Annotated in this window: 19 protein-coding genes; 1 reads left to right on the forward strand and 18 read right to left on the reverse strand. The window is 59.0% G+C overall.

Translation table 11 applies throughout. The annotated features are described in order from the left end of the window. Positions 1–27 precede the first annotated feature (27 nt). Complete coding sequence (locus ACWHXT_RS17675; RefSeq protein ID WP_447956789.1) at positions 28–828, reverse strand: undecaprenyl-diphosphate phosphatase; 801 nt, start codon at positions 826–828, stop codon at positions 28–30. A 179-nt stretch (positions 829–1,007) separates the two neighbouring features. Here ACWHXT_RS17675 and ACWHXT_RS17680 point away from each other — a divergent pair, with 179 nt between their 5' ends. After that, on the forward strand, positions 1,008–2,201 hold the full coding sequence (locus tag ACWHXT_RS17680; RefSeq protein WP_447927500.1) for a cation diffusion facilitator family transporter: 1,194 nt from the start codon (positions 1,008–1,010) through the stop codon (positions 2,199–2,201). A gap of 109 nt (positions 2,202–2,310) precedes the next feature. Here ACWHXT_RS17680 and mgtE read toward each other — a convergent pair whose 3' ends face one another. The 17 genes from mgtE to ACWHXT_RS17765 form a co-directional block, all read right to left on the reverse strand. Further along, positions 2,311–3,690, reverse strand: a complete 1,380-nt coding sequence (mgtE, locus tag ACWHXT_RS17685; protein WP_447530442.1) for a magnesium transporter — start codon at positions 3,688–3,690, stop codon at positions 2,311–2,313. Between the two features lie 149 nt (positions 3,691–3,839). Further along, positions 3,840–4,268: a F0F1 ATP synthase subunit epsilon gene (locus ACWHXT_RS17690; protein WP_447927502.1), complete on the reverse strand. Its 429-nt coding sequence runs from the start codon at positions 4,266–4,268 to the stop codon at positions 3,840–3,842. Between the two features lie 24 nt (positions 4,269–4,292). Beyond that, entirely contained in the window at positions 4,293–5,672 is a 1,380-nt protein-coding gene (atpD, locus tag ACWHXT_RS17695) for a F0F1 ATP synthase subunit beta (RefSeq protein WP_447530444.1), read from the reverse strand. Between the two features lie 68 nt (positions 5,673–5,740). Beyond that, complete coding sequence (gene atpG / locus ACWHXT_RS17700; protein ID WP_447927503.1) at positions 5,741–6,631, reverse strand: F0F1 ATP synthase subunit gamma; 891 nt, start codon at positions 6,629–6,631, stop codon at positions 5,741–5,743. A gap of 65 nt (positions 6,632–6,696) precedes the next feature. After that, the gene (gene atpA, locus ACWHXT_RS17705; RefSeq protein ID WP_447927504.1) at positions 6,697–8,241 is read right to left on the reverse strand and encodes a F0F1 ATP synthase subunit alpha; all 1,545 of its coding nucleotides are present in this window, start codon (positions 8,239–8,241) and stop codon (positions 6,697–6,699) included. 16 nt (positions 8,242–8,257) lie between these two features. Continuing rightward, positions 8,258–8,791, reverse strand: a complete 534-nt coding sequence (locus ACWHXT_RS17710; RefSeq protein ID WP_447956790.1) for a F0F1 ATP synthase subunit delta — start codon at positions 8,789–8,791, stop codon at positions 8,258–8,260. A gap of 11 nt (positions 8,792–8,802) precedes the next feature. Then, a complete protein-coding gene (locus ACWHXT_RS17715) occupies positions 8,803–9,273 on the reverse strand; it encodes a F0F1 ATP synthase subunit B (protein ID WP_447530448.1) in 471 nt (156 codons plus the stop codon). Positions 9,274–9,349: 76 nt separating this feature from the next. Beyond that, positions 9,350–9,577, reverse strand: a complete 228-nt coding sequence (atpE, locus tag ACWHXT_RS17720) for a F0F1 ATP synthase subunit C (RefSeq protein WP_018918432.1) — start codon at positions 9,575–9,577, stop codon at positions 9,350–9,352. A gap of 107 nt (positions 9,578–9,684) precedes the next feature. Beyond that, on the reverse strand, positions 9,685–10,512 hold the full coding sequence (atpB, locus tag ACWHXT_RS17725; protein ID WP_447956791.1) for a F0F1 ATP synthase subunit A: 828 nt from the start codon (positions 10,510–10,512) through the stop codon (positions 9,685–9,687). A gap of 16 nt (positions 10,513–10,528) precedes the next feature. Beyond that, positions 10,529–10,918, reverse strand: a complete 390-nt coding sequence (locus ACWHXT_RS17730; RefSeq protein WP_447956792.1) for an ATP synthase subunit I — start codon at positions 10,916–10,918, stop codon at positions 10,529–10,531. 224 nt (positions 10,919–11,142) lie between these two features. Next, positions 11,143–12,072 carry a ParB/RepB/Spo0J family partition protein gene (locus ACWHXT_RS17735; RefSeq protein ID WP_447927508.1) on the reverse strand — a complete coding sequence of 310 codons (930 nt, stop codon included), beginning with the start codon at positions 12,070–12,072 and terminating at the stop codon, positions 11,143–11,145. A 53-nt stretch (positions 12,073–12,125) separates the two neighbouring features. After that, complete coding sequence (locus tag ACWHXT_RS17740) at positions 12,126–12,893, reverse strand: ParA family protein (protein ID WP_447927509.1); 768 nt, start codon at positions 12,891–12,893, stop codon at positions 12,126–12,128. Continuing rightward, positions 12,893–13,558 (reverse strand): 16S rRNA (guanine(527)-N(7))-methyltransferase RsmG, encoded by a 666-nt coding sequence (gene rsmG / locus ACWHXT_RS17745; RefSeq protein ID WP_447894745.1) that lies wholly within the window; start codon positions 13,556–13,558, stop codon positions 12,893–12,895. The genes ACWHXT_RS17740 and rsmG overlap by 1 nt, the downstream gene beginning before the upstream one ends. Continuing rightward, positions 13,555–15,459, reverse strand: a complete 1,905-nt coding sequence (gene mnmG / locus ACWHXT_RS17750) for a tRNA uridine-5-carboxymethylaminomethyl(34) synthesis enzyme MnmG (protein WP_447956793.1) — start codon at positions 15,457–15,459, stop codon at positions 13,555–13,557. The genes rsmG and mnmG overlap by 4 nt, the downstream gene beginning before the upstream one ends. A gap of 576 nt (positions 15,460–16,035) precedes the next feature. Then, the gene (locus ACWHXT_RS17755) at positions 16,036–16,794 is read right to left on the reverse strand and encodes an amino acid ABC transporter ATP-binding protein (RefSeq protein ID WP_447956794.1); all 759 of its coding nucleotides are present in this window, start codon (positions 16,792–16,794) and stop codon (positions 16,036–16,038) included. 10 nt (positions 16,795–16,804) lie between these two features. Continuing rightward, positions 16,805–17,476, reverse strand: coding sequence for an amino acid ABC transporter permease (locus tag ACWHXT_RS17760; RefSeq protein ID WP_447927513.1), 672 nt, complete (start codon positions 17,474–17,476; stop codon positions 16,805–16,807). Positions 17,477–17,567: 91 nt separating this feature from the next. Then, a complete protein-coding gene (locus ACWHXT_RS17765; protein ID WP_447956795.1) occupies positions 17,568–18,335 on the reverse strand; it encodes a transporter substrate-binding domain-containing protein in 768 nt (255 codons plus the stop codon). Between the last annotated feature and the right edge of the window lie 166 nt (positions 18,336–18,501).

Consider the following 18,501-nt stretch of genomic DNA (forward strand, 5'->3'; position numbering starts at 1 on the left):
GTTGGGTCCCTTTAAAACGCCCAGGCATTAGAAATAAAAAAACCACAAAAGCCAAGCGCCGAACAGCACACGATAGAGGACGAACGGCTGCATGCTCAGCTTTTTAATCACCGCTAAAAAGTAGTGGATACACAGGTAAGCACTGATGCCCGACAGCACCGTCGCGCCCAGCATGACCGGCACGTCGACCGAGGCGCCTTTGCTTGCCAGCTTAAACGCCTCGAGCCCACCGGCTAATATAATGACAGGAATGGAAAGCAGAAACGAGAACCGCGAAGCGCTTTCGCGGCTCATGCCCGCCATCAGCGCGGCGGTAATGGTGATCCCCGAGCGCGAGGTACCGGGGATCAGCGCGAGTATCTGGGCGGCGCCGATAAACAGCGCATCTCTCAAACGCATATCGTACTCGGAGCGGGTGCCGCGCTTTTTCCAATCGGCGTAGCCCAGCACCAGGCCAAAGACGATCAGGCTGATGGCGATCACCAGCGTGGAGCGCATATAACCTTCCACGATGTCTTGCAGCAATAACCCGGCCAGACACACCGGTATCGTGGCCACCACGACCCAAAGCGCCAGCGTTGCCTCGCGGTTGACGCCCCGGCCGCCCACCGCTGTCAGGCTGCTGGCCACCATCTGCCAAAGCTCACGGCGAAAGTAGAGGATGACCGCGCTCAAACTGCCCAGGTGAAGCGCGACATCGAAGGCCAGGCCCTGGTCGTCCCAGTCGGTCAATACGGGCACTAAAATGAGGTGAGCGGAACTCGAAATGGGTAAAAATTCGGTCAGCCCCTGCACGACCGCTAACACTACCACCTGAAGCCAATCCATGGATTGTCCTATTCGTCTGTCGTTATTTAAAGAATGTTTACCTGTCAGGCGAGCAAACAATACCTGCCTCTTGGCGCATTGTCCGTTTCTCTCAACGAACAAGCGCCAGGGGGCTATAGATTACGCCGCTATACGCTACAATGGGGCTCTAATGAACGTGCACGCCCTGCAAGGTACCCATGTCTCAGACCGTAGAATCGTCAGTGGTTCAAAATCATACACTTGACCACGAACAAGCCAAGCGGGTGACCTACATTGGCGCCTGGCTGGACGGCTTTTTGAGCATCGTCAAGGTAGCGGTGGGCTTTTTGGTCGGCTCGGCGGCGCTAGTCGCCGACGGTATCCATTCGCTTTCGGACCTGGTCACCGATGGTTTCGTGCTGACCGCGATCCACTACGGCCGCCAGGAACCGGATAACGACCATCACTACGGCCACGGGCGTATCGAAACGCTGACCACGCTGTTACTAGGCAGTATCCTGATATTCGTCGCCGGCGGTATCGCCTGGTCAAGCGTTGACCGGCTGTTAAGCGGCGAGGGGGTAAGCGCTCCGGGGTACGTGGCGATCGCCATCACCGTCGCCGCACTGGCCAGTAAAGAGTGGATATTCCGCTACACCATGCGAGTGGCCAAGCGTGTGCAGTCTAAATTGTTGGAAGCCAACGCCTGGCACTCGCGAAGCGATGCGCTTTCGACCGCCGTGGTGCTGGTGGCGCTTTTAGGTGCCCAGTTCGGGCTTGGCTGGGTGGACGCGGTAGCCGCCGTAGTGGTGGGGCTTTTGGTGGGTAAGGTCGGCTGGGATCTACTGTGGCAATCCGCCCGGGAGCTGGTCGATACCGCACTCCCCGAAGACGTTCAGCAGCAGATGCACGACGTGGCCTGTAGCGTGGCCGGTGTTGATAGCGTACACGACCTGCGCACTCGCCAATCCGCGGGCTGGGTCATGGTCGATCTACACATCGTGGTCGGCCCCACCATTACGGTGTCCGAGGCTCACGAGATCGGCAACGAGGTGAGCCGCCGACTGCGTCACGAGTTTCCCCTGCTCACCGACGTCATTTTTCATATCGACCCCGAGGACGACGCCGGTGAAGGCGACCCGAGCAAGCTCCCGGGGCTGCCGCTTCGCCCGGAGGTCGAGGCAGCGCTCGACGAGCGCTGGTACGCCCACCCGGTATGGCGCACGTTGAACGAATTGCAGCTTCACTATCTGGACAACAAGGTCTCGGTGTCGCTGATCATCAGCGACGCCGTGCATCAGCCGCCCCAGTGCCTGGCCAGCCAGCTCAAGGCCATGGCCAGTGATATCGAGTGGCTGGGCCACGTGGAGATTCTCTTTATCACCCGGGCGGCGAGCAGCGCGCTTCGGTGAATCGTGAATCGTGAATCGTGAATCGTGAATCGTGAATCGTGAATCGGCGCAGGGTGGCGCGGGCGCTGCCTTTTGCAATACAGGGGCAGCGCCGGCATTGGGCGGTGGTTCAGACCGCCGAGAGGATGATGGTGGCGATGGTGAAATAGATCAGTACGCCCGTGGCGTCGATCAGGGTGGTCACCAAAGGTGCCGACGCCGTGGCCGGGTCGACCTTGAAACGCTCCAGCACGAAGGGCAGGCACATACCGATCAAGCTGCCAAACAGCACGATGGTCACCATGCTCAGCGCCACGATCATCGCCACCGCTTCGCCGCCGCGCATGATACCGATCGGCGTCACCGCAATCGCCATGGTCAGCCCCAACGCCCCGGCGACCATGAGCTCGCGTCCGAGCATCTTGCCCCAGTCCTTGACGCCGACATCCCCGGTGGCCATCCCGCGCACCATCAAGGTCGCCGCCTGGGCACCGGCGTTACCGCCACTACCGATCAGAAGCGGCAAAAAGAACACCAGCGCCACCTGAGAGGCAATCACGTCCTCGAAGTAGGCAATGCCCGCCCCGGAAAACAGATTGGCAAATACCAATAGCACCAGCCAGGTCACGCGCTTGCGGTAAAGGCTCCAAAGCTTGACGCGGCTGACGCCGTCCTCAAGCTGGCCGATCGACATCCCCTTGTGGATATCTTCCGTCGCCTCGGACTCCGCCACGTCCATGGCGTCATCGTGGGTGACGATCCCCACCATGCGCCCGTCGATGTCGATCACCGGCAGCGCCAGCAGGTCGTAGCGCGCCACCACCCGGGCGACTTCTTCCTGGCCGTTATCGACGGCGGTGCTGATCACGTCCTTGATCATGATGTCGTCGACCATCGCCCCGGGGCGCGCCACCATGAGCTGGCGAAGCGACATCGTGCCGATCAGCTCGCCGTCGCTGTCCAGCACGTAGAGCTGGTACACGGTTTCGGCGTCCGGCGCGGTCTGGCGTACCCGCATCAGCGCTTGCGACACCGTCATGCCACTGGCTATCGCTACATAGTCAGAGGTCATGATGGCGCCGGCAGTGCCCTCTACATAGCTTGCCAGACGCTTTAGGTCTTCACGCTCCTGGTGGGCCATCCGCCGCAAAAGCGCTTCGCGGCGATCCTCCCCCAGCAGGTTGAAAAGATCCGCCCGCTCGTCCGAGCCCATCTCTTCCAATAGCTTTAGGACCTGGGTATCGGAGAGCTCGGCGACTACCTCGAGCTGGCTTTCGCCGGGCAGGTAGCCCAGCACGTTGGCCGCGCGCTCGGTGGAAAGGATATCGAGAATCGCTATCGCCGCGGTGAGCTCTTCGTCATCTTCGATGAACTCTTCGAGCACCTGGGCGATATCCGCCGAACGTACTTCCGCCAGACGCTCGGACACCGCCTGGCTCGGCGCTTGCTGGGAAAGCTCGCCCAGCAGCGTTGATTTCAATTCCTGCAAGGTTTCATCGGATAGCGACATCGCAATCTCCCTGAAAGAGGCGTTATGTTAGATGAGTTTTGCAGATAGATAGCTCGCTACATTGCCGGAATTTATAGTAGCAGATAAAAAAAACGCCCCTTAAACCGCCAGGGGTTCAAGGAGCGTTTTATTCACGTCACGCGTGAGCTCTAGCCTTTACCCGCCTTCTTGCGCAGCTGCTGAATCGTTCGCAGCTGGGCAACGGCTTCGGCCAGTTCTGCCGAGGCGCGCGTGTAGTCGAGCTCGGCGGACTTCTCGTTGAAGGCCTTGAGCGCGTCCTGACGCGCCTGCTCGGCGGCGGCCTCGTCAAGGTCGCTCGCCCGCGCCGCGGCGTCGGCAAGAATCGTCACCACCTCGGGCTGGACTTCCATGAAGCCGCCGGACACGAAGAAGTTCTCTTCCACGCCGCCGTTCATGATCACCCGGATCGGACCCGGCTGAAGCTCGGTCAAAAGCGGCGTGTGGCCGGGTAAAATACCCAGATCGCCCATCAAACCGGAGGCGATGACCTGCTCGACGCTGTCCGAGAAGATGGACGCTTCGGCGCTGACGATAGTGCAAGTGAAGCTATTCGCCATAGCGAATCCCCCTAGTGAACGGGATTACTTCTTCATCTGGTTGGCTTTTTCGACCGCTTCGTCGATAGAGCCGACCATGTAGAAGGCCTGTTCGGGCATATCGTCGTACTCGCCGTCCAGAATGCCCTGGAAGCCGCTAATCGTGTCTTTCAGCGACACGTATTTACCCGGCGAACCCGTGAACACCTCGGCGACGAAGAACGGCTGCGACAAGAAGCGCTGGATCTTACGCGCCCGGGCCACGGCCAGCTTGTCTTCGTCCGACAGCTCGTCCATACCCAGAATGGCGATGATATCCTTGAGTTCCTTGTAGCGCTGCAGCACACCCTGTACGCCGCGGGCGACGTTGTAGTGCTCGTCGCCGATGACCAGCGGATCCAACTGACGCGAGGTGGAGTCCAGCGGGTCGATCGCAGGATAAATACCCAGCTCGGCGATAGAACGCGCCAGTACCACGGTGGCGTCCAGGTGCGAGAAGGTGGTCGCCGGTGACGGATCGGTCAAGTCATCCGCGGGAACGTAAACCGCCTGCACAGACGTGATAGAGCCTGCTTTGGTGGAGGTGATACGCTCCTGCAACACACCCATCTCTTCGGCCAGTGTCGGCTGATAACCCACCGCCGACGGCATACGGCCAAGCAGGGCCGATACTTCGGTACCCGCCAGGGTGTAGCGGTAGATGTTATCGACGAACAGCAGCACGTCGCGGCCTTCGTCACGGAATTTCTCCGCGATGGTCAGTCCCGTCAGTGCTACGCGCAGACGGTTACCCGGCGGCTCGTTCATCTGACCGTAGACCAGCGATACCTTGTCGATAACGTTGGATTCGGTCATTTCGTGATAGAAGTCGTTACCCTCACGCGTACGCTCACCCACACCGGCGAATACGGAGTAGCCGCTGTGCTCGGTGGCGATGTTGCGGATAAGCTCCATCATGTTGACGGTTTTACCGACACCGGCGCCGCCGAACAGGCCTACCTTACCGCCCTTGGCAAACGGGCACACAAGGTCGATGACCTTGATACCGGTTTCCAAAAGCTCGTTGGAAGCCGCCTGGTCGGCGTAGCTCGGTGCCTTGCGGTGGATCGGCATGCGCTCGGCTTCGCCGATCGGGCCAGCTTCGTCGATCGGCTCGCCCAGCACGTTCATGATCCGGCCTAGCGTTTCGGTACCGACGGGTACAGAAATTGCGGCCCCTGTGTTGGTCACGTCCAGACCACGCTTCAAGCCCTCGGTGGAGCCCATCGCGATGGTCCGCACCACGCCGTCGCCCAGCTGCTGCTGGACTTCGAGGACGGTCTCTTTTTCAGAGACCTTTAGCGCGTCGTAGACCTTGGGCACAGAGTCCCGCGGAAACTCTACGTCAATCACCGCGCCGATGATTTGTACGATACGTCCGCTCATCTTGGTTCCTCTTTAAAACCTGCAAATGAAACCTGTCTGCCCGATGCCGACTCGCGGCATCAAGGGCGTTATACGGCTGAAGCGCCGCCGACGATCTCGGAAATTTCCTGGGTGATGGCGGCCTGGCGGGCCTTGTTGTACACCATCTCCAGATCGTCGATCAGATTGCCCGCGTTATCGGTGGCACTCTTCATGGCGATCATCCGGGCGGCCTGCTCGCAGGCGCCGTTTTCGACCACCGCCTGATAGACCTGGGATTCGATGAAGCGAACCAACAGGCCATCGAGTAACGCCTTGGCATCCGGTTCATACAGGTAGTCCCAGCTTCCGGGACGGGCGTTTTCTTCATCGTTGGAGGCGTCGTCGTCGCCCATATCCGGCGAAAGCGGCAGAAGCTGACGGACCACCGGCTTTTGCGTCATGGTGTTGATAAACTCGTTAAACACCACGTAGAGCCGGTCGAGACGTCCTTCGTCGTACGCTTGCAGCATCACCTTGACGCTGCCGATCAAACCTTCAACCGTTGGCTTTTCACCCAGCCCGCTTTTCGCGGCCACCAGGTTACCGCCGTAGTTGCGGAAAAACGCGCTGGCCTTGGAGCCGAGGGCACAGAAGTCGAGCTCCGCGCCCTGCTCGTGCCAGGCCTTGGCGTCTTTCACCACGGCCTTGAACAGGTTGGCGTTCAAGCCGCCGCACAGTCCACGATCCGTGGAGACCACGATATAACCGACGCGATTGACCTCGTTACGCTCGACCATGTAGTCGTGCTTGTACTCGGGGTTTGCGTCCGCGATGTGGCCGACCACGTTACGAATCTGCCTGGCGTACGGCTGGCCTGCCTTCATCAAATCTTGCGCTTTACGCATTTTCGACGCAGCGACCATTTCCATAGCGCTGGTGATTTTCTGCGTATTTTTGACGCTTCCGATCTGGTTGCGTATCTCTTTTGCAGCTGCCATAGCGATCTACCCTTCGTTCGTGGCTCTCAGAAAGTAGGCAAGCCCGCCGATAGGCGGGCCGGACATTACCAGCTCTGAGTCGCCTTGAACTGTTCGAGACCGGACTTCATGCCGTCCTTGATCTCGTCGTTGTAGTCACCGGTCTGGTTGATCTTGTCGAGCAGTTCAGCGTGTTCGGACTTCATGTAGTCGTGCAGGGCACGCTCGAAGTCCAACACCTTGTCGACGCTGACATCATCCAGATGGCCTTCGTTGGCGGCGTAGAGCGTCAGCGCCATTTCCGCCACGGACATCGGCGAGTACTGGTGCTGCTTCATCAGCTCGGTGACACGCTGACCGTGTTCGAGCTGCTTACGCGTCGCTTCGTCGAGATCAGAAGCGAACTGCGAGAACGCCGCAAGCTCCCGGTACTGCGCAAGCGCCAGACGCACGCTACCGCCAAGCTTTTTGATGATCTTGGTCTGGGCCGAACCACCGACACGCGATACCGACAAACCTGCGTTGATCGCCGGACGAATACCGGAGTTGAACAGGTTGGTTTCCAGAAAGATCTGACCGTCGGTGATCGAGATCACGTTGGTCGGAACGAACGCGGAAACGTCGCCGCCCTGGGTCTCGATGATCGGCAGTGCGGTCAAGGAGCCGGTCTTGCCGGTGACTTCGCCGTTAGTGAACTTCTCGACGTAGTCGGCGTTGACGCGCGCAGCGCGCTCAAGTAGACGCGAGTGGAGATAGAACACGTCACCCGGGTAGGCTTCACGGCCCGGCGGACGGCGCAGCAGCAGCGATACCTGACGGTACGCCACGGCCTGCTTGGAGAGATCGTCGTAAACGATCATGGCGTCTTCGCCACGGTCGCGGAAGTACTCGCCCATGGTGCAGCCGGAGTAGGCGGCGAGGAACTGCATCGGCGCCGGGTCGGACGCGCCGGCCGCGACCACGATGGTGTGCTCCATCGCACCGTGCTCTTCGAGCTTGCGCACGACGTTGGCAATGGTCGACTGCTTCTGACCGATCGCCACGTAGACACAGGTGACGCCCTTGCCTTTCTGGTTGATGATCGCGTCGATGGCGATCGCCGACTTACCGATCTGACGGTCGCCGATGATCAGCTCACGCTGACCGCGGCCGATCGGCACCATGGAATCGATCGACTTCAGACCGGTTTGGATCGGCTCGTCGACGGACTGACGCGTGATGACGCCAGGTGCGACTTTTTCGACCGCGTCGGTCAGCTTGGCGTTGATGTCGCCCTTGCCGTCGATGGGGTTACCGAGTGCGTCGACTACGCGGCCCGCGAGTTCCGGACCCACCGGCACTTCGAGAATGCGGCCGGTACACTTGGCGGTCATCCCCTCTTCGAGCTGGAGGTAGTCGCCCAGTACCACGGCGCCGACGGAGTCGCGCTCAAGGTTGAGCACCATGCCGAAGATGCTATTCGGGAATTCGATCATTTCACCAAACATCGCGTCTTCGAGGCCGTGAACTTTCACGATGCCGTCGGAAACGGTGACGATGGTACCCTGATTACGGGCTTCGGATGCGACGTCAAGCTTCTCGATTCGCTGCTTGATGATGTCGCTGATCTCGGAAGGATTCAGTTGCTGCATGCCATGTCCCTCGGACTCAAGCGGTTAGCGCATCAGTAAGGCGGTTCAATCGACCACGCACCGAGCCGTCAATGACGGTATCGCCGGCACGCAGGATGACACCGCCGATGAGCGACTTGTCTACCTGAGTAGAAATTGAGATTTCGCGATTCAGACGTTTCTTAAGCGCGTTTGCCAATTTGGTCTTCTGCGGCGCCGTCAGCTTGTAGGCCGACGTGACCATCACCTCGACACGCTGCTCGAACTCGGCGCGCAGGCGCTCGAACTGATCAGCGATGAAAGGCAGTGCCAACAGACGGCCCTGGGTCGCCAGGGTCGTCAAAAACCGCGTAATGCCCTCGGGCTGTTCCGGCAAAATGCTGGAAAGCAGCTCGATCTTGGTTTCATTGACGACTTTTGGGCTACCCAGCACTCGGCGTAGGCCGTCATCGGCAACCGCAACGCTCAAAAAATTCAGCGCCTGAGACCAGCTATCAAACGCTTCGTGATCACGCGCGTATTCAAACGCTGCCTTAGCGTAAGGACGAGCGACGGTAAGTAGTTCCGCCATGGGTCACCTCCTTACAGTTCGGCGGCAAGCTCATCAAGCAACTTGCGATGTGCTGACTCGTCGACCGACTCTTGCAAAATACGCTCAGCGCCGATAACCGCGAGATGAGAAACCTGAGCGCGAAGCTCATTCTTGGCACGGTTCACTTCCTGCTCGATTTCGGAGCGGGCGCTTGCAACGATGCGTTCGCCTTCGGCGCGAGCCTCTTCGCGTGCCTCTTCAATCATCTGGGCAGAGCGCTTGTTGGCCTGCTCGATGATCTGGGACGCCTGCTCCTTGCTCTCTTTGAGCGTCTGCTCGGAGCGTTCCTGAGCAAGCTCGAGATCGCGCGTTGCACGGCTGGCTGCGTCCAAGCCATCAGCAATTTTCTTCTGGCGCTCGTGAAGCGCATTGCTGATCGGAGGCCACACGTACTTTATGCAAAACCAGACAAAGATCGCGAAGGCGATCGTCTGCCCGATAAGCGTCATGTTGATATTCACAGGACTGTACCTCTGACAAGTTCGTGGCGACCGGAGTGAAACAAAACCGAGCGATCTACCGCTCGGTCAAGTTAAATTAACCGGCAACAACGAAGATCAGGTACATCGCGATACCAACACCGATCATCGGAACCGCGTCGAGCAGACCCGCCATGATGAAGGTTTTGGTTTGCAGCTGGTCGCCAAGCTCCGGCTGACGCGCGGTAGATTCGAGCAGCTTGCCGCCCAGAATGGCGAAGCCAATACCGGTTGCCAGTGCGCCCAGACCGATGATGATGGCAGCTGAGAGATAAACCATTTCCATGATGTTGCTCCTGAGTTCAAGTTTTGGTTAAGGGTTGAGGGTTAATGAAACGGGTGTTGATACAAAACTCAAGCGACACCCGGCGCCGCGCGCCGGGTACGCCTTAATCAGTGATGTTCGTGCGCGGCGCTCAAATACACGATGGTCAGCGTGGTAAAGATGAAGGCCTGAAGCGTCACGATAAGGATGTGGAAAATCGCCCACGGCACGTCCAGCACCCAGATGGCCCAGAAGGGCAGCATGGCGATCAAAATGAAGATCACTTCACCGGCAAACATGTTACCGAACAGACGCATCGCCAGGCTGAACGGCTTGACCAGCAAGGAGACGATCTCGAGCACCAGGTTGAACGGAATCAGCAGCCAGTGGTTGAACGGCGTCAGTGAGAGCTCTCTGGCGAAGCCGCCCGCGCCCTTGACCTTGATGTTGTAGTAAAGAATCAGACCAAACACGCCCAGCGCCATGCCCAGTGTGGCGTTGACATCGGTGGTCGGCACGATCTTCATGTAATCCACGCCGAGCTTGGCAAACAGCACCGGGCCGTAGTCGACGGGTAGAATCTTGAGCGTGTTCATGAGCAGAATCCACACGAACAGCGTCAGCGCCAGCGGCGCGATATGGGGGTTACGCCCGTGAAAGGTCGAACGCGTCAAGTTCTCGATGAATTCGACGACCATTTCGACGGCGTTTTGCAGACCACCGGGCACGCCGGAGGTGGCGATTTTACCCGCCTTGCGGAACAGCCAGATGAACAAAATCCCCATGGCGATGGACCAGCCCATGGTATCCAGGTGGATCGCCCAGAACCCCATGTCGCTTGCCTCTTCGGCCGACTGCGCCAGCGACCAACCGTTGACCGGGTGATGCCCGAAGGTCAGATTCTGCAGGTGGTGCTGGATATAGTAAGTCGTCGAGACTTCGTTTCCTGCGGCCATAGAGTTGTCACCTCAATCAGTTGTGCGATTTTTTGAGCATTAGCCAGGGCGCGAGCCAATGCGTCGAAATTACCGCAACGTAAGCACTAAAAAATAAAGTAGGGTTTGAGGGGGGCACTGCCACGAAGACCAGCGTAAAAAGAGCCACCGTCAAACCAAACTTGCCTGCTTCTGCACGCATCAGCTGCGTTGCATTGCGTTTTTGGCGTTTCGAAAAAACGCCCATACGCTTTATGAAAAAAGCATAGGGTACGATCGCGACCAGCGAACCCAACGCCACCGAGATCGCCCCGCCAGGCTGCGCCAGCACGTAGGCCAGCGCCATCCCGATCAGCATAACCCCCGATTGAGCCCGTAAAAGCGAAACGCTGTAGGCTCGGCGGCGCTGGGCTTCGAATCGCTGCATGATTTCTCAGCACCTGTTGCCCCAGCTTCTCGGGCTAGTCGTTGTAAAATCCTGATGCGGGCGTTTTGATTATCGAAACAACCTGCACAAATCTTGCGCGATTATAGGGAAGCGCTATCGTACCTTCAACCGAAGTTGCGCCTAATTTGCCCGTCCAAGCGCGCAGTTGCGACCAAAGAGTTAAAAAAAGACGCTATCGTGCGACTTTTTAATAAGCCTGCTATTTATTTTATATGGCCCAAAATTCCGTCGAGTTCTTCAAGGCTCGTATAGCGGATCGTGACCTTTCCCTTGCCTCGTTGGCCGTGGTCGATGGAGACCGGCGCGCCGAGAAGCTCGCCCAGCTGGGTCTCGAGCCGGGTCACATCCGTCGTCTTGATCGAGCGTTTGGGGGTCGCTTTCGCGCTTTCGTCGCTGGCGAGCTTTTTCACCAATGCTTCGGTGGCGCGCACGGTCAGGTCGTTATTGACCACCTCGTGGGCGATGCGGCGCTGTTGGGCGCTGGCAAGCGATAAAAGCGCCCGGGCGTGGCCCATATCCAAGTCGCCGCGCTCTAAAAGCGTTTGTACTTCGGGGTCCAGGGTCAAAAGCCGTAAAAGGTTCGCCACCTGAGTGCGCGACTTGCCCACCGCATCGGCGACCTGCTGCTGGGTCAGCTCGAATTCGTCCCCTAGCCGTTTGAGCGCCAGCGCCTCTTCTACCGCGTTGAGGTTTTCGCGCTGAATGTTTTCGATCAGCGCCAGCGCCAGCGCGGCTTCGTCGCTGACTTCGCGGATCACCGCGGGGATTACGTCGAGCTCGGCAAGCTGCGCGGCCCGCCAGCGCCGCTCGCCGGCGATGATCTCGTAACGCGCTTCGCCGACCGGGCGCACCACGATAGGCTGCATGACGCCCTGGGCGCGGATGGAGTCGGCAAGCTCTTCCAGGGCTTCGGGCTGGATGTCGCGGCGGGGCTGGTACTTGCCGCGGCTTAGCTGGCCAAGCGGCAAACGCTCCAGGCGTTCGCTGGTGGCGTCGAAGGCTGCGCTGGCAGGCGCAGCCGGGTCGATGCTCTCAAACGTTTCCTCACTGGTGAGATCCAGACTGTCACGGCGGCGTGCGCCCGCTCCAATGAGGGCATCCAGGCCACGTCCCAGCGCGCGTTTACGCGTCATGCGTTTCCCCTTAAACGTTGTATCAAGAACCTGTCCTCAGGCACTTACCGCCATTAAAGCGAAAGCTTGCGAATCAACTCTTTGGCAAGCACGCGGTACGCCTGGCTTCCCCGCGAAAAGCGTGCGTAGTGGGTCACCGGCAAGCCGTGGCTGGGTGCCTCGGCCACTTTTACGTTGCGCGGAATGGTGGTCTTCAAAAGCGCGTCGCCGAAAAAATCGCGAAGCTGCTTGTCCACTTCCCGGGTAAGACTGGTGCGTTTATCGTACATCGTGCGCAATATACCGGAAATCGCAAGCGCTGGATTAACGCTCTCCTTGATCTGCTCGACCGTGTCTAACAGCGCCGACAGGCCTTCGAGGGCGTAGAACTCGCACTGCAAGGGAATGAGCACGCCGTCGGCGGCGGTCAAGGCATTGACCGTGAGCATGTTGAGCGACGGCGGACAGTCGATGAGGACGACGTCGTAGTTACCGGCCACGGTATTGAGCGCCATGGAGAGTCGGCTTTGGCGCTCTTCGCTATCCAGAAGCTCCACCTCGGCGGCGGTCAGGTCGCCATTGCCCGGCAGTACGTCGTAATTGACCGGCAGGTTGGTCACGATCGCATCCGCAGCGCGGGCCTCGCCCAGCAGCACGTCCAGTACGCTTTTATCAAGCGCGTACTTGTCGATGCCGCTGCCCATGCTGGCGTGGCCCTGGGGGTCCAGGTCCACCAGCAGTACGCGCCGGTCAAGGCTTGCAAGGCTCGCCGCGAGATTAACGGCCGAGGTGGATTTGCCCACGCCGCCTTTTTGGTTGGTCAGGGCAATGATCTGGCTCACTACGAGGCTCCTTCAGGGGTCAGAATCAACAGCTGCCGTTTCGCCGTATCATAAGGGATTTGCAGCCAATGCCGCGCGGTGAGCGCGATATCGGCGGGAAGTGCCGCAAGCTCTTCATCGGCCCCGGGACCTTTCATGGCCAGCCACTGCCCGCCGGGGGCCACTAGCGTCCGGGTCAGGGTGACGAAGTCGTCAAGGCTTGCAAAGGCGCGCGATACTACCTGATCGAAGGTTTGGCCATTGAACGCCTCGACCCGAGTTTGAGTGGGTGTGGCGTTTTTAATGGCAAGCTCCATCACGGCCTGGCGCTGAAAGCGCACCTTCTTGCCGTTACTATCGACCAGGGTGACGTGCATATCCGGTTTCAAAATGGCGATGACCAGCCCCGGAAGTCCTGGGCCCGCGCCCACGTCCAGAAGCGTCGCCCCGGTCACGTAGGGGGCGATCGCTGCGCTGTCGAGCACGTGCCGGGCGACCATGTCGTTTATATCGCGCACCGCAGTGAGGTTATAAGCCCGGTTCCACTTGTGCAATAACGCCACCAGCGCTAAAAGCTGGTCGCGCTGCTCGGCACTGATGGCGATGTCGAGTTGCTCGAGGCCGCTGTCCAGGCGCGACGCGACCTCGCCGGGCAACTCCTTGATCAAAGGCGCTAACGAACTCATCCGTTCGCCACCTCGGCATTTTTGATCATGCGGCGCTTTTTCAGGTGAATCAGCAAAATCGAGACCGCCGCCGGTGTCACGCCAGAGATACGCCCCGCGTGGGCCAGGGTTTCCGGACGCGCTTCGGCAAGCTTTTGGCGAATCTCGTTGGAAAGCCCCTCGACCTTTTGGTAGTCGAGCTCGGCGGGAAGCGGCGTCGCCTCGTGGCGCTTGAGCTTGTCGATCTCGTCCTGCTGACGGGCGATATAGCCCTGATACTTGGCCTGAATCTGGACCTGCTCGGCCACGAACTCGTTGTCGACCAGATCGCTTTCAAGGCCGGGAAGCGCGGTGATATCAGCGTAGCTAAGCTCCGGGCGCTTCAAAAGATCCGCCAGCGAGTACTCTCGCGGCAGCGGCTGGCCGGTTTTTTCGGCGACTTTCTCCGCTGCCGGGGTTTTTGGCTGTACCCAGACGGTGGCAAGACGCGCACTTTCGCGCTCGATGGCGTCGCGCTTTTGGCTAAACGCGGCAAAGCGCGCATCGTCGACCAAACCAAGCTCGCGGCCCTTTTCGGTCAGGCGCAGATCCGCGTTGTCTTCACGCAGCATCAGCCGGTATTCCGCCCTCGAGGTGAACATCCGGTAGGGCTCTTTGGTGCCCATGGTGATCAAGTCGTCCACCAGCACGCCCAGATACGCCTCGTCGCGGCGCGGATGCCAGGCCTCCAGCTCTCGGGCGCGGCGGCCGGCGTTCAAGCCGGCCAGCAGCCCCTGGGCACCGGCTTCTTCGTAGCCGGTGGTGCCGTTGATTTGGCCGGCGAAAAACAGGTTGTGGATAAATTTCGTCTCCAGCGAGTGTTTGAGGTCTCGCGGGTCGAAGAAATCGTACTCGATGGCATAGCCGGGCCGGGTGATATGCGCGTTTTCAAGGCCCTTCATCGAGCGCACGACTTGGAGCTGAACGTCGAAAGGCAGCGAGGTCGAGATGCCGTTGGGGTAGAGCTCGTTGGTCTCCAACCCTTCGGGCTCGATGAAAACCTGGTGGCTGGTTTTATCCGCAAAGCGGTGAACCTTGTCCTCGATCGACGGGCAGTAGCGCGGGCCGGTGCTGTCGATCACCCCGGAGTACATCGGCGAGCGGTCCAGATTCGCCTTGATGATGTCGTGGGCGCGTTCGTTGGTCTGCGCGATGTGGCAACTGACCTGACGCGGGTGCATATCCCGCGAGCCCATGTAGGACATGATCGGTGTCGGGGTGTCGCCGGGCTGCTCTTCGAGCTGGCTGAAATCCACGCTTTTGGCGTCGATACGCGGCGGTGTGCCGGTTTTAAGCCGGTCGACGTGAAACGGCAGTGCGCGTAGCCGCTCGGCCAAGGCGTTGGAGGGCGGATCGCCGGCTCGGCCGCCGCGGCTTTTATCCAGGCCAATGTGAATCACGCCACCCAAAAACGTACCGGTCGACAGGACGACGGTTTCGGACATAAACCGAATACCGGTCTCGGTCACCACGCCGCGAACGGTGTCGTTATCCACAACCAGATCGCCCGCCGCCTGCTGAAAAATCGTCAGGTTCGGCTGGTTTTCCAGCATACCGCGAATGGCGGCTTTGTAGCGTACACGGTCGGCCTGGGCGCGGGTGGCGCGAACCGCCGGGCCTTTGCTGGCGTTTAGAACGCGAAACTGAATACCGCCAAGGTCAGTGGCAAGCCCCATGGCGCCGCCCAGCGCATCGATTTCCTTGACCAGGTGACTCTTGCCGATGCCGCCAATGGCGGGGTTACACGACATTTGTCCCAGGGTTTCGATGTTGTGGGTGAGCAGCAGGGTTTGACAACCCATACGAGCAGAGGCCAGCGCGGCTTCGGTTCCCGCATGGCCACCGCCGATGACAATCACGTCAAAGCGGTCGGGGTAATTCAATTAACACCTCAACTTGGCCCTTCAAAAAGCGCCTATTGATCATTTGAAAACGAGCAGGACTCGATAAGCCGGCCAGTATAAACCTCCTGTGAATAACAGTCAGGTTTTTCCACACCGGGATTTCACGTCTTTGCACTTATAAATAACAAAATAAAAAATATAGAGAGAAGTTCTGTTGATGTTGTAACTATTGGTGTGGATAAAATCTGTGTATAACTGAATATTTCTTATATTTATTAAACAATTATATTGTTGAACGAATGGTGATTAACCAGCGGAGTGCCTGCGCAGAAGTGGTGTTGGGGCTGTGGATGAAAGGGGCACTTATGCACAGCGCTAAAAAAACACGGGTTATCCACCGCTGCATACCTGTGCTGTGCGCGTGGCTATAAACACACTGTGGGTAACCGGGCTAAAGCGCCGATGGCCCAAGTGACGCGGGCTACAGACAAGCATGAAGAAAATTGAAAAAATGATATCCACAGGCAAAAAAAGGGCCTGTCATGGTGACAGGCCCTTTTTTATTCGCATTTTTAACCCAAAAGATGGTTTAAAAACGCCCTCGGTAGGTGTGTTTCAGTGTTTGAGCACCCGTGCCAGAAACGACTGGGTACGTTCGTGTCGAGGCGCATCGAACAATTGTTCAGGCGGCCCCTCTTCGGTGATTTCGCCTTTATGAATGAAGATGACGCGATCCGCCACTTCCCGGGCAAAGCCCATTTCGTGGGTGACGATCACCATGGTCATGCCTTCCTTGGCGAGCTCGCGCATGGCATCGAGTACCTCACCGATCATCTCCGGGTCCAGCGCCGAGGTCGGCTCGTCGAAGAGCATGAGGCGCGGCTCCATGGCGAGTGCCCGAGCGAGAGCGACGCGTTGCTGCTGACCGCCGGAGAGCTGGCCTGGATACTTGTCGGCCTGGTCGGCGATGCCGACCCGATCGAGCAGGCGTTTGGCGTTCTGTGAGGCCTGCTCGCGGCTTTGGCGGCGTACCTTGATGGGTGCCAGCGTTACGTTGTCCACAACGCTTAGATGCGGGAATAGATTGAACTGCTGGAACACCATGCCGACTTCGGTGCGAATGGTTTGCAGCGCCTTGGTGCTTTTACCTTTGGGCTCGAGGACATTGCCATCGACCTCCAGTGTGCCCGACTGAAACTCCTCGAGTCCGTTGATACAGCGAATCAACGTGGACTTGCCCGAGCCACTGGCGCCGATCACCACCACGACTTCGCCGGGAGTGATTTCCAGGTCAATGTGCTGGAGTACGTGCAGGCTGCCGAAGTGCTTGTTGAGCTTGCGCATTTGCACAATGGGCGGTTTGTGAGTGTTCATTGTGCGTTCCTTATTGTCCTGCGATGCCTTTACGCTCGAGCAGACGCAGCGCTATGGAAAGTGTCCAGGTGATCGCCAGATACATCAGCGCCACTACGAAGTAGACCTCGAGGGCGTTGAAGGTGGTCGCGATGTAGATACGGCCCTGACGGACCAGCTCGCCGACACCGATGATCGAGAACAGCGAGGTGTCCTTGATGCTGATGATGGCCTGATTGCCCAAAGGCGGCACCATACGCCGTAGCGCCTGGGGCCAGATCACGTAGAGAAACGCCTGGGTGCGCGAAAGCCCCAGTGACAGCGACGCCTCGCGCTGGCCACGCTCGATGGACTGCACGCCGCCGCGCACGATTTCGGAAATGTAGGCGCCGGAATTCACCGCGATGGCGGCGATACCTGCCACCAGCGGATCGATGGGGCCACCCAGTAGTTGCGGCAACCCGTAAAAGATGAACAGCACCTGCACCAGTATCGGCGTGCCACGAAATACTTCGATGTAGATGCTCGCGACCCAGCGCATCCAGGCCACGGAGCTGATGCGCAGAAGGCCGAAGAAGATGCCGATGAAAAAACCGATCGCCAGCCCCCCGAAGGAGATCGCCAGCGTCCAGGGAATACCGGGTAACAGGTGGGGGATCGAAGCCAGCGCCGCTGACCAGTCGAACTCAAAGGTAACGTCCACGCGTTATCTCCAGATGAGTAAAATACAAAGGGTCGAGCGACTATCCGCCCGACCCTGAAGAAGTGGTGTTCGCGTCGAAAAGAGCGAGGCGTTATTCGGCGTCCGGGGCGTCGCCGAACCACTTCTCATAGATCTCGTCGTAGGTACCATCTTCGCGCATGGCGGCCAACGCTTCGTTGGTCGGCTCTAACCACTCGCTGCCTTTATGAAAGACGATCCCGTACTGCTGGCCTTCGTAGAGTGGGCCGACCACTTTGGTGCGGCCATCACCCCGGGTTTGCGAGAAGTAGGCGACGTTGGGGGCGTCGTACAGCACGGCGTCGACGTTGCGGCCCAGAAGTGCCATGTACATGTCAGGCGTATCGGGATAAGGCGTAATCTCGGCGTCGTCACCCAGCTCTTCTTGCAGGAAGTTGTAGCTGGTCGAGCCGATCTTGGTCGCGATGCTCAAGCCCTGCAGGTCTTCGAGATCTTCGACGTCGTCGTTATCGGCGCGCACGATGATCTGAAGACCGGAGTCGTAGTAGGGGTCGGAAAAATCGACGACCTGGGCACGCTCTTCGGTAATCGTGGTGCCGGCGATGGCGATTTCCTGGCTGCCGGTCTGTACCGCCGGAATGATGCCGGAAAACTCCATGGTGGTGAGATTGACCTCGAACCCGGCGCGGCTGGCCACTTCGTTGATGATGTCCATGTCGAAGCCGATCATTTCGCCGGTTTCGGAATCCATCATTTCAAAGGGCACGAAGCTTGGGTCGGTGGCGACGTTGACCGAAGGCGTCTGGGCAAGCGCCGAGGCGCTGCCAAGGCTTAGAGTCAACGCGGCGGCAATGGCGCTATAGGTAAGCGGAGTGTTCATGTGTTTCCCCGTGTTTTATATGACGCTAACGGTCGTGGGGCGTCATGCCCGTCGACCGCGCGCAATGTTGTAGACCTATCAACCTTGGCGAGAAACCGCCAAGGCGTCAAGTCACGAACCGGGGGTGGTATTAACGCAAGAAGTGGGTCTTGCTCTGAAACACGAC

Source organism: Vreelandella halophytica (assembly GCF_968193635.1).

Excerpts from the sequence above, each read along its gene's own strand:
- ACWHXT_RS17675 (WP_447956789.1), bottom strand. The coding sequence starts at position 828 with ATGGATTGGCTTCAGGTGGTAGTGTTAGCGGTCGTGCAGGGGCTGACC.
- ACWHXT_RS17680 (WP_447927500.1), top strand. The coding sequence starts at position 1,008 with ATGTCTCAGACCGTAGAATCGTCAGTGGTTCAAAATCATACACTTGAC.
- mgtE (WP_447530442.1), bottom strand. The coding sequence starts at position 3,690 with ATGTCGCTATCCGATGAAACCTTGCAGGAATTGAAATCAACGCTGCTG.
- ACWHXT_RS17690 (WP_447927502.1), bottom strand. The coding sequence starts at position 4,268 with ATGGCGAATAGCTTCACTTGCACTATCGTCAGCGCCGAAGCGTCCATC.
- atpD (WP_447530444.1), bottom strand. The coding sequence starts at position 5,672 with ATGAGCGGACGTATCGTACAAATCATCGGCGCGGTGATTGACGTAGAG.
- atpG (WP_447927503.1), bottom strand. The coding sequence starts at position 6,631 with ATGGCAGCTGCAAAAGAGATACGCAACCAGATCGGAAGCGTCAAAAAT.
- atpA (WP_447927504.1), bottom strand. The coding sequence starts at position 8,241 with ATGCAGCAACTGAATCCTTCCGAGATCAGCGACATCATCAAGCAGCGA.
- ACWHXT_RS17710 (WP_447956790.1), bottom strand. The coding sequence starts at position 8,791 with ATGGCGGAACTACTTACCGTCGCTCGTCCTTACGCTAAGGCAGCGTTT.
- atpE (WP_018918432.1), bottom strand. The coding sequence starts at position 9,577 with ATGGAAATGGTTTATCTCTCAGCTGCCATCATCATCGGTCTGGGCGCA.
- atpB (WP_447956791.1), bottom strand. The coding sequence starts at position 10,512 with ATGGCCGCAGGAAACGAAGTCTCGACGACTTACTATATCCAGCACCAC.
- ACWHXT_RS17730 (WP_447956792.1), bottom strand. The coding sequence starts at position 10,918 with ATGCAGCGATTCGAAGCCCAGCGCCGCCGAGCCTACAGCGTTTCGCTT.
- ACWHXT_RS17735 (WP_447927508.1), bottom strand. The coding sequence starts at position 12,072 with ATGACGCGTAAACGCGCGCTGGGACGTGGCCTGGATGCCCTCATTGGA.
- rsmG (WP_447894745.1), bottom strand. The coding sequence starts at position 13,558 with ATGAGTTCGTTAGCGCCTTTGATCAAGGAGTTGCCCGGCGAGGTCGCG.
- ACWHXT_RS17755 (WP_447956794.1), bottom strand. The coding sequence starts at position 16,794 with ATGAACACTCACAAACCGCCCATTGTGCAAATGCGCAAGCTCAACAAG.
- ACWHXT_RS17765 (WP_447956795.1), bottom strand. The coding sequence starts at position 18,335 with ATGAACACTCCGCTTACCTATAGCGCCATTGCCGCCGCGTTGACTCTA.